This window comes from Alkalibacterium sp. m-11, assembly GCF_054658155.1.
Genome location: NZ_BAAGIR010000273.1, coordinates 1 through 1143, shown reverse-complemented (window position 1 = coordinate 1143; position 1143 = coordinate 1). Strand labels below are relative to the sequence as shown.

The following is a 1143-nucleotide window of genomic DNA, read 5'->3' as shown; positions in this document are numbered from 1 at the left end:
CTCAAGTTTCGCACCCTAATCAGACCTTGGAAAGCCTATCGGCTTAAGGTTAATCAACGAGATCAAACAGTGCTGTATGCCTGATTGGGCTGGTTTCCAGATAAAATTTCTTTAAATGAAGTCGGTAATGTCTCAATTAATTGATCCAGCACCTTCGTCACCTGTTGTTCAGATAGTACAAATTCACCTTCTAACAGCTCTTTTAACGCATGCAATAAAAGAGAGAGGGATTTTGTGAAGCGAATATTTTCGAGTTCATCGCATTCCATATAAAACAGATCTCCGATCGTTCGTGGATCCTGTTCATTTCGTGAAGCAAGGGCGAAGAATATATAGCGCATAAAGACAATAGTAGTGTGAGCGATCATGATATCATACTTTCGTCCGTATACTTCTTTTCCGAGCTGCAGGTAGGATTTACAGTATTTAAAGAACGTTTCAATGTCCCACCGTTTGCCATATAAACGAATAATTTCTTCATTTTCCAGTTCAGTGTCGGTAGAAAGTAACGCTAACCAATTACGCTTACCTTTACTATTGCGGTTTTTAACAAATATAATTTTGGCATGAATCTCATCACCCTTATCATTTAGCCCAAGGCTAACGATTGCTTCTGCTTTGATAATGGCGCGTCCCCGTTTTTTCTTCAAATGGGCATAGAGCTCTTTAAGGGTATAGCGCTGTCCTTGATAGCCGTAGGTTGCACGCATGGGTTTGATCATGCAGATGACCTGTAAGGGATAGTCTGTTACAACTTGCTTAATGACTGCAGCGTGACCAAACCAGCTATCAAAGAGAATCGTGTTTGCCTTTAAACGGTTTAAAGGTAGAGCATTTAGTAAATCAAACATTGTTTCTGTTGCTTTCTTTTGAGCTTCTTGACGGCGTTTATATCCAACGGTCCGTTTGTCTACTCGCTCATCTGCTTCACTTAAGCGATTGGCTTTCTTTTTGGAGCTGAGAAAAGATTTTGCCAACGGAATAAAGGTGAAACCATCACTCCAACCTAGAGTCAACATACGAAAGCCTTTCATATATTTTCCGCTCGCATGATCATAGTTTTTAGCTAACAACTCGACTTTTTTGCTTCGATTACGGCTAAACATGGAATCATCCAGAATAAGTACCCGTTCATTGTCCTCT

1 protein-coding gene is annotated in these 1143 nt (G+C 40.2%); it reads right to left on the bottom strand.

Annotation, left to right across the window (positions count from 1 at the left end; genetic code table 11):
* Nucleotides 1-62 precede the first annotated feature (62 nt).
* Nucleotides 63-1143: IS4 family transposase (locus ACYQ2O_RS12345; RefSeq protein WP_459796713.1), on the bottom strand; the 1081-nt coding region annotated here is incomplete at its 5' end.